Annotated in this window: 6 protein-coding genes; 4 read left to right on the top strand and 2 right to left on the bottom strand. The window is 70.8% G+C overall.

Annotated features, from left to right (window positions below; translation table 11 throughout):
- Positions 1-127: 127 nt before the first annotated feature.
- Positions 128-1609 carry an AMP-binding protein gene (locus PKF00_RS41650; protein WP_271223298.1) on the bottom strand — a complete coding sequence of 494 codons (1482 nt, stop codon included), beginning with the start codon at positions 1607-1609 and terminating at the stop codon, positions 128-130.
- 218 nt (positions 1610-1827) lie between these two features.
- On the opposite strand from PKF00_RS41650, the gene PKF00_RS41645 reads away from it, so the two are divergent.
- Together PKF00_RS41645 and PKF00_RS41640 are read left to right on the top strand one after the other, a co-directional pair.
- A complete protein-coding gene (locus tag PKF00_RS41645; RefSeq protein ID WP_271223297.1) occupies positions 1828-3171 on the top strand; it encodes a sensor histidine kinase in 1344 nt (447 codons plus the stop codon).
- 9 nt (positions 3172-3180) lie between these two features.
- The gene (locus PKF00_RS41640; RefSeq protein ID WP_271223296.1) at positions 3181-3783 is read left to right on the top strand and encodes a TetR/AcrR family transcriptional regulator; all 603 of its coding nucleotides are present in this window, start codon (positions 3181-3183) and stop codon (positions 3781-3783) included.
- Here the strand turns inward: PKF00_RS41640 and PKF00_RS41635 are convergent.
- The gene (locus tag PKF00_RS41635; RefSeq protein ID WP_271223295.1) at positions 3740-4624 is read right to left on the bottom strand and encodes a DMT family transporter; all 885 of its coding nucleotides are present in this window, start codon (positions 4622-4624) and stop codon (positions 3740-3742) included. The two genes, PKF00_RS41640 and PKF00_RS41635, sit on opposite strands and share 44 nt — an antisense overlap.
- 253 nt (positions 4625-4877) lie before the next feature.
- On the opposite strand from PKF00_RS41635, the gene PKF00_RS41630 reads away from it, so the two are divergent.
- Together PKF00_RS41630 and PKF00_RS41625 are read left to right on the top strand one after the other, a co-directional pair.
- On the top strand, positions 4878-5732 hold the full coding sequence (locus PKF00_RS41630) for an SDR family NAD(P)-dependent oxidoreductase (RefSeq protein ID WP_271223294.1): 855 nt from the start codon (positions 4878-4880) through the stop codon (positions 5730-5732).
- A gap of 598 nt (positions 5733-6330) precedes the next feature.
- Complete coding sequence (locus PKF00_RS41625) at positions 6331-8946, top strand: chitinase C-terminal domain-containing protein (RefSeq protein WP_271223293.1); 2616 nt, start codon at positions 6331-6333, stop codon at positions 8944-8946.
- The last annotated feature ends 30 nt before the right edge of the window (positions 8947-8976 follow it).

The raw sequence follows: 8976 nt of genomic DNA, 5'->3' as shown, positions 1-8976 counted from the left end.
CCTGCAGAACGGCCACCTGCCCGTCCCCACCGGCCCCGGCATCGGCGTCGACCCCGTCCCCGACATCCTGCGCGAGGTCACCGTCTCCACCGAATGGGTCCCGATGTGACCGCCCGGGGCGCCGGGCTCAGCCCCCGGCCAGATACTCCTCGCGGAGCCTGGACCTGGAGAGCTTTCCCGTGGGCGCCCGGGGCAGGTCGTCACGGAACTCGATGACCCTGGGGTGTTTGAACCGGGCGAGGCGCGGGCCCAGGTGCTCCAGCAGCTCCTCCGCCGAAGGGCCGCCGCCCGGCACGGGCTGGACCAGGGCGACCACGCTGTGGCCCCACTCCTCGTCGGGAACGCCGATCACCGCCACGTCCGCGACGGCGGGATGCTCCAGCAGCGCCGCCTCGACCTCCGCCGGGTAGACGTTCACCCCTCCCGAGACGATCAGGTCGGTACGGCGGTCGCACAGGAACAGGAACCCGTCCTCGTCCAGGTAGCCGATGTCGCCGGGGGCGTACCAGCCGCCACGCGTGCCGGGGGCGGTCCTCTCCGGACCCCCGCGGTAGCGGAAGGATCCGAGGCCCGACCTGACGTGGATCATCCCGGGCTCGCCCGCGGGAAGCTCCTCGCCGCCGGGACCGAGGATCCTCGCCTCGACGCCCGGCGCGGGACGCCCGACCGTGCCGGGACGCTCCAGCCAGTCGCGCGGCCTGACCGCGAAGGCGATGGCCGTCTCGGTGGAGCCGTAGTACTCGTACAGGACCGGCCCCCACCAGTCCATCATGGCCTTCTTGACGGCGACGGGGCAGGCCGCCCCCGTGTGGATCACCTGCCGGAGCGACGACAGGTCGTGGCTCCGTCTGGTCTCCTCCGGCAGTCTGAGCAGCCGGTGGAACATGGTCGGGACCATCATGGAGTTGGTGACGCGATGCCTGTCGACGAGCTCCAGGACGGTCGCGGGGTCGAAGGCGGGCGCGACGACCAGGGTGTGCCCCAGGTGGAGGGCGGACATCGTGTGGGCGCAGGGCGAGGCGTGGTGCATCGGAGCGGTCACCAGGTGGACCCCGTCGCCGGGACGCAGGTCGCAGGTCTCGCCGAGGAACCAGGTGACGGGCGGGACGATCTCCTCGGGCGTGGCGTCCGGCAGCGGTCGCTGCACGCCCTTGGGGAACCCGGTGGTGCCCGAGGTGTACCACATGACGCTGCCCGCCGACCTGTCGCCGGGAGCGGTGGCGGGCCGTCCCTCGGCCAGCGCGGCGACGTCGTGGAGCGACCCGGCCACGGGACGCTCCCGGTCCGCGACCACGATCCCCGCGTCGCAGTCGGCCAGGATGTAGGCGATCTCCGCGTCGGTGAGACACCGGTTGACCGGGACGTGGTACAGCCCCAGCTGCCCGGTCGCCATCAGCGTGACCACCGCGTCGAGGCCGTTCGGCAGCACGGTCGCGACCACGTCGCCTCTGGTGAGCCCCTCCGCCCTCAGCCCGTGTGAGACCTGGTTGACCCTGGCGAGCAGCTCGCCGTACGTGGTCACCGTGCCGTCCTGGTCGATCACCGCCCCGCGGTCGGGGAAGGCCTCGGCGATCCGGTAGAAGCCGGGGAGCGCGCCGATGTCGGGCATGGGACTCCTCCTTCACGGGGCGACGGGTCCCGCGGCGCCCCAGGGGTCCATACCCGCTCGGATCGGCCTCCACCTGCCTGGTCGACGTCACGGGGGCCGTGCGGGGCGGTGTTCTACAGCGGAAGGACAAGGGAACTTTGCCCCTGCTTGGCAATGAATGGCCAGGGAACGGTAATTAGTCCGTCTAGGGTGATCGTCTTGTCTCGGGGGAGTTCGGCGTGGTCACCAAGGGCACCTGGTCCGTACGGACCCGCTTGACGCTGATCGCCGTCACCGTCGCCGCCCTGTCCGCCCTCGTCCTCACCGTGGTCGTGACGCTCTCCCTGTACAGCCTGGCCGGCAGCTTCCGCGCGCGGGAGGTCGCCAACGCCGCCCTGGAGACCGTCAACCTCGGCATGCGGGACAGGCTGCCCCCCGTGCTCCCCCAGGGAACGCTCGACGGCATCCAGGTCCTCGACTCGGCGGACCGGGTCATCGCGTCGACCCCGAACCTGCGCGGCGGCCCCCGGATAGCGCACTTCGTCCCCCCGCCGGGGAGCATCAGCTCGGCCAGGGAGCTGTGCCACGCTCCCGGGCTCGACGACAAGTGCATAGTCGTGGTGGCCTTCAGGGTCCACCAGACGGAAGGCGACTGGATCATCTACGCCGCCGACGACGTCGTCCCCTGGTACGTCCACCCCTGGCTGTTCGCCGCCGTCGTGGGCACCAGCCTGCTGCTGGTGCTGCTGGCCGGGTTCGGCGCGTACCAGACGGTGAACCGGGCGCTGGTCCCGGTGAACGCGATCAGGAACGAACTCGCGGAGATAACCGCGACCGACCTCGGCCGGCGGGTGCCCGTCCCGCCCGCGTGGGACGAGATCAAGCAACTGGCGGTAACGATCAACCAGACCCTCGACCGGCTCGAGGAGGCGGCGGAGCAGCAGCGCAGGTTCGCCTCGGACGCCTCCCATGACCTGCGCAGCCCGATCACCGCGATGCGCGCGCAGGTGGAGGAGGCGCTGCACTATCCGGAGGACACCGACTGGAAGGCGAAGGCCAACGAGATGCTCGTCAGCCTGGACCGGCTCCAGGCGATCGTCTCCGACCTGCTGATACTGGCCAAGCTCGACTCGGGCGCTCCCGCGCTCAAGGAGCCGGTCGACCTGGGCCGTCTGTGCCGGGAGGAGGTCAGCCGCCGCAGGCGCTGCGTCGAGCTGGTCTGCGAGGCGGAGCACGGCGTCGTCGTGCTCGGCAACCGGGTCAGGCTGGCACGGCTGCTGACCAACCTGCTGGACAACGCCGAGCGGCACGCCGCCTCCCGGGTCACGGTGAGCGTGGCCGCCCACGGGGACACGGCCGTCGTGGAGGTGGTCGACGACGGCGCCGGGATCGCCCGCGACCAGTGGGAGGTGGTCTTCCGCCGCTTCACCCGGCTCGACGCCTCGCGCAACAGGGACGCGGGGGGCACGGGGCTGGGACTGCCCATCGCCAGACAGATCGCCGAGGCGCACGACGGAACCCTGAGACTGGAGGAGAGCGCCCAAGGCGCGCGTTTCGTATTGCGCCTTCCCCTTACCCGCTAGGGTTCCCCTGTGGCACGGGGATTTGGACGACTACGTCGCGAAGATCTGCTCCGGACCGCCTGCGACGTCATAGCGGCCCAGGGCTTCGGTCACACGCGGACGGCCGACATCGCGCAGGCCGCCGGGGTCAGCCAGGCGCTGCTGTTCTACCACTTCGAGACCAAGGAGAAGCTGTTCGCCCAGGCCTTCGCCTACGCGGCCGAGCGCGACCTGGAGGCGCTCACCAAGGTGGAGAGCGCGGCGGGCTCACCGCTCGAACGGCTGCGCGCCCTGCTCAGGCTCTACTCCCCCGCCGGCAGATCCAAGTCGTGGGCACTGTGGATCGACGCGTGGGCCGAGTCGATCCGCAACGCCGAGCTGGAGGAGATGTCCAGGAGGATCGACCTGCGGTGGAAACAGGCACTGCGCGCGATCATCGACGACGGCACCGGGACAGGGGCGTTCACCTGTGCCGATCCCGACGGCTCCACCTGGCGGATCGTCTCGCTCATCGACGGGCTGTCCACCCAGGCGACCGTGCACAGACGCGTGCTGAGCCAGGCGCGCCTGGCCGAGTTCGTCCGCACGGCTACCGCGGGAGAGCTGGGCCTGTCTCCCGAGGCGCTGCGCTGAGGGTCTCCTCCGGCAGCACGACCAGGAACATGGCCAGGGCGATCAGCCCCCCGCCCAGGAGGACGGTCCAGGTGAGCTGCTCGCCGTACAGCGCGACGGCGAGGGCGGCCACCCAGAGCGGCTGGGCGGACAGGATCACCGCGGCGGCCGCGGCGGGCACGTGGAGCTGGCCGAAGGACCGCGCCAGGAACCCGAGGGCGCAGGCCACGATCGACAGGTGGGCGAGGATCGCCCAGTCGGCCGGGGCACGGGGCAGGGTGAGGCCGCCGGGCGCGGCGAGAGCGCCCGTCAGCAGCGCGATGGTGCCGAGCTGGATCACCGCGACCGCGTAGGCGTCACGCCGCGCCCCGGCGAAGTTGCCGAGCACGAGGGTGTGCCCCGCGTACAGCACCGCGGACAGCAGGGTGACGGCCAGCGCGGGCAGCGGGACCGCTCTGCCCTCCGTGCCCCTGAGGAGCGTGAAGATCGTCATGGCGGCCGTGGCCAGCGCGACCGCCAGCCACGTGCGCCCGGAGACGCCCGCGCCGAGCAGGACCAGCCCGAGGACCGGGGTGATCACCACGTAGGAGCCGACGGTGAATCCGGAGACCGAGGAGGGCAGGTCGTGCAGCGCGACCGCCTGGGCCGTCTGCCCCACGCCGAACAGCAGGCCGAGCAGGAGTCCGGTCAGCCAGGTGTCCTCCGGCAGTTCCCGCAGACAGCGCGGACGCAGGGCGAGCAGGACGAGCGTCGCCACGGCGTAGCGCTCGGTGAGCAGGTCCGCGACGGGAACGCGGACCATGAGGTCTTTCATCAGCGGGAAGGCCGACCCCCAGGCGGCGCTGACGAACAACAGAAGCACGGCTCCCAAGAGGGGGCGGGGAGCGGATACCGCTGCCATATCAGCAGGATTCCACTACGCCCAGCTACCGTGGGAGCACGAAGCGCGGGAGGAGTGGCCCGGTTACCACGCTGAGTGAAGGACGCCACACCGGCGTGAGAGAGCTCATACCCCCGTGGGGCGTTGTGCCACTGTTGGGGGCGCACATGATCACCGAACGGGCGTCCGGGGGCGCACGACCCGGCCCCGCGCGTCGAGAGGACGAGGGACGAGGATGAGGACAGCGATCGTCACAGGAGGCGCGTCCGGCATAGGGCGGGCCCTGTGCCTGAGGCTCGGCGCGCGCGGCGCGCGCGTCGTGGTCGCCGACCTGGACGGCGCGGGGGCCGAGCGGGTGGCCGGGGAGTGCGGCGGTACGGCCGTGACGCTGGACGTCACCGACGCGCGGGCCGTCCAGAACCTGGTGACGACCGTTAGGGACGACCTGGGCAGGCTGGACTTCATGTTCAACAACGCCGGGATCGCGGTCGGCGGCACAGCCGACGAGCTCACCCTCGACCACTGGAACCGCGCGATCGACGTGAACCTGCGCGGCGTGGTCCACGGGGTCCACGCCGCCTACCCCGTCATGGTCCGGCAGGGGTTCGGCCACATCGTGAACACCGCGTCCCTGGCCGGGCTGCTTCCCGCGCCGATGATGGCGCCCTACGCCGCGGCCAAACACGCGGTGGTGGGGCTGTCCCTCGCCCTGCGGGCCGAGGCGGCGGCGCACGGCGTGAAGGTGAGCGCGCTCTGCCCCGGCTTCACCGACACCCCGCTGCTCGACCACGCCAACCCCGGCCTGCCGCAGACCGCGACCGGCGCCACCGCCCGGCGCTCCGCCACCAGGATCCAGGGCGGCCTCTACCCCGTCGACGCGCTGGCCGACGACGTCATGAGGGGGCTCGCCCGAGACCGGGCGCTCATCGTGGCCCCCGCGTCCGGGCGGATCGCCTGGCGCGTGGCGCGGCTGTCGCCCGCGCTCGCCGTCCGGCTCGCCTCCCTGACCGCCCGCCGCCCCGGCAGGAGCCTGCTCGGCCTGGGTCGCGGGCGAGGCCCGGACAGGGGCCGACCTGTTACACGTTCATGACCTTCCGCTCATACTCCGCGGACATCGAGCCGCCAGAGTCGCTCCCGGGGCGCACCGGAACCGACACGGGGAGACCATCGATGATCGCCGTGCCCGCCTCGTTCGAGAGGTGACCGGTCCCGGCCGACAGGAGGGCCGGGCGAAGGCGTCTCTCCTGTGAATCCCCTCTCCCGTGTACCCCCGCGGTGCAGAGGGCGGGGTGGCCGCCCGGGGGGCGGCCACCCCCTTCCGCGTCCCTTTCCGGGGGAAGGCGAGGGGAAGGGGGAAGAAGGTGAGGCCCGCCCGGCGGCGGGGTGCCGCGCCGGGGGGCCCGCAAGGTTTTCGGGGGTGTCCCGAGAGGTGTGAAAGCGCTGCGTGCGGGCACGGGCCACCCGCCGCGGGTCACGGGATCCGGGGTCGGGGGAAGCCGTGGCAACGCGGGCCTGGGCCGCGCCCGCCGAGGTTCAGCGAGATCACCCCTAACTAACTATCAGGAAACTTTCTTAAAAGAAAGGATTGACGGACCTGGTGGGAGCGCATAGTTTCCAAAATCACAACCCGTGGGGGGCCTCGGGGTTGGGGTAACTGCTGTGTTTCCTCATTCGGAGGTAGCTCTCCCATGTCCTCACGTTTACGCGCGGGCCTGGCGGCGGCCGGCGCGTCGTTCGCCCTCATCGCCTGCGCGCTCGCGGGCACGGCCACCGCGGCGGCCGACGACTCGGCCTGCCGTCCCGACGGCCTCTACACCACACCGGGCCTCGCCGTTCCCTACTGCCAGGTCTACGACGAGTCGGGCCGGGAGAAGATGGGCGCGGACCACCCGCGCCGCATCATCGGCTACTTCACCGGATGGCGGACCGGCAAGAACGGTCAGCCGTCCTACCTCGCCAAGGACGTCCCGTGGGGCAAGGTGACCCACATCAACTACGCGTTCGCGCACGTCGGCGCGGACAACAAGATCTCGGTCGGCACCGACGGGCCGAACAACGCGGCCACCGGCATGGAATGGCCGGGGATCGACACCCTCGACCCGGCGCTGTCCTACAAGGGCCACTTCAACCTGCTGAACAAGTACAAGAAGGCCAACCCCAACGTCAAGACGCTGATCAGCGTCGGCGGCTGGGCCGAGACCGGCGGCTACTTCGACGCCTCGGGCGAGCGCAAGCCCTCCGGCGGCTTCTACACGATGACGACGAACGCCGACGGCTCGGCCAACACGGCCGGGATCAACGCCTTCGCCGACTCCTCGGTCGAGTTCGTCAGGAAGTACGGCTTCAACGGCCTGGACGTCGACTACGAGTACCCGACGTCGATGAAGGACGCGGGCCACCCGCTGGACTGGCAGATCGCCAACGCCCGCCGCTCCTCGCTGATGAAGAACTACGCGGTGCTGATGAAGACGCTGCGTGACAAGCTCAACGCCGCCGCGGCCGCCGACGGCAAGTACTACATGCTGACCGTGGCCGCGCCCTCCTCCGGCTATCTGCTGCGCGGCATGGACACCTTCCAGGTGACGCAGTACCTGGACTACATCAACATCATGTCCTACGACCTGCACGGCGCGTGGAACGAGTTCGTCGGCCCGAACGCGGCGCTCTACGACGACGGCAAGGACGCCGAGCTGGCCAAGTGGAACGTCTACAACACCGAGGCGTACGGCGGCCTCGGCTACCTCAACACCGACTGGGCTTACCACTACTTCCGCGGCGCGGTCCAGCCCGGCCGGATCAACATCGGCGTGCCGTACTACACCCGGGGCTGGCGCAACGTCACCGGCGGCACCAACGGCCTGTGGGGCACCTCCAAGAGCACCAGCGGCTGTCCGACCGGCCTGACCAGCTGCGGTGACGGCGCCCGCGGCATCGACAACCTCTGGCACGACGAGGAGAACAACACCGAGGTCAGCGGAGGCGGCAACCCACTCTGGCACGCCAAGAACCTGCAGGAGGGGCGTGTCGGCTCCTACGGTCCCGCCTACGGCCTCGACCCGGCCGACCCCGAGGACAAGCTGACCGGCACCTACACCCGCAACTACGACTCGACCCTGGTCGCCCCCTGGCTGTGGAACTCCACCAAGAAGGTCTTCCTGTCGACCGAGGACGACCAGTCCATCGGCGTCAAGGCCAACTACGTCAAGGACAAGGGCATCGGCGGCCTGATGATCTGGGAGCTCGCCGGCGACTACGCCTGGGACTCGGCCAAGAGCGAGTGGTTCATGGGCAACACGCTCACCACGCAGGTGTACGACACGTTCAAGGCCGCCGCGCCGTACAACGCGACCCGCGCCAAGGTGAGCATCCCCAACGAGAAGCTCGACGTGAGCGTGGACATCAGCGGGTTCCCCGTCGGTGACAGCAACTACCCGATCACCGGCAAGCTGAAGGTCACCAACAACTCCAAGACGACGATCCCCGGCGGCGCGGAGTTCCAGTGGGACTACGCCAGCTCGGCCCCGAAGACCGCCAAGGACCAGTCCGGCTACGGCCTCACCGTGATCAGCAGCGAGCACGGCACGGGCAACAACGTCGGCGGCCTGAAGGGCGACTTCAACCGGGTCTCCTTCAAGCTGAAGGCCAACGAGCCGCTGGCCCCCGGCGCCTCGCTGAACATGGACTACGTCTACTACCTGCCCGCTCCGGCTCCGGCGAACTTCACCGTGAGCTTCGGCGGCAAGACCTACGGCCTGACCGGCGACTACGCCCGCGGCGGCGTGGTCGTCAACCCGACGCCGACGCCGACCGGCAGCGGCGGCCCCGGCGGCGACTGCGGCGCCCCCGCCTGGTCGGCGACCGAGGTCTACAACGGCGGCGCGAAGGTCACGCACAAGGGCCACCTGTGGCAGGCCAAGTGGTGGACCCAGAACAACGAGCCGGGCACCAACGCCGTCTGGAACGACCTGGGCGTCTGCGCGACCTCCAGCCCCTCCCCGACCGTCATCCCCACCGGAAGCCCGACCCCCACGGTGAGCCCGACCGTCACCCCGACCAACACGCCGACGGCGACCCCGACGGTGAGCCCGACCGTCACCCCCACCCCGACCGTCACCCCCACGGTCACCCCGACGCCCACCGTCACCCCGACCGGGACCTACCCGGCGTGGAAGGCGGGCACGGCCTACACCACCGGCACCAGGGTCTCCTACTCGGGCGCCAACTATGAGTGCCGCCAGCCGCACACCTCGGCCACGGGCTGGGAGCCCGCGAACGTGCCCGCGCTCTGGCAGCGCCTGAACTAGCCACCTGTCCCACCGGCGCCCGGCGATCCT

Origin of the sequence: Streptosporangium carneum (assembly GCF_027922005.1) — a bacterium.
In the GTDB taxonomy this organism is placed as follows: domain Bacteria; phylum Actinomycetota; class Actinomycetes; order Streptosporangiales; family Streptosporangiaceae; genus Streptosporangium; species Streptosporangium carneum.
This window is presented reverse-complemented; position numbering and strand designations above follow the sequence as displayed.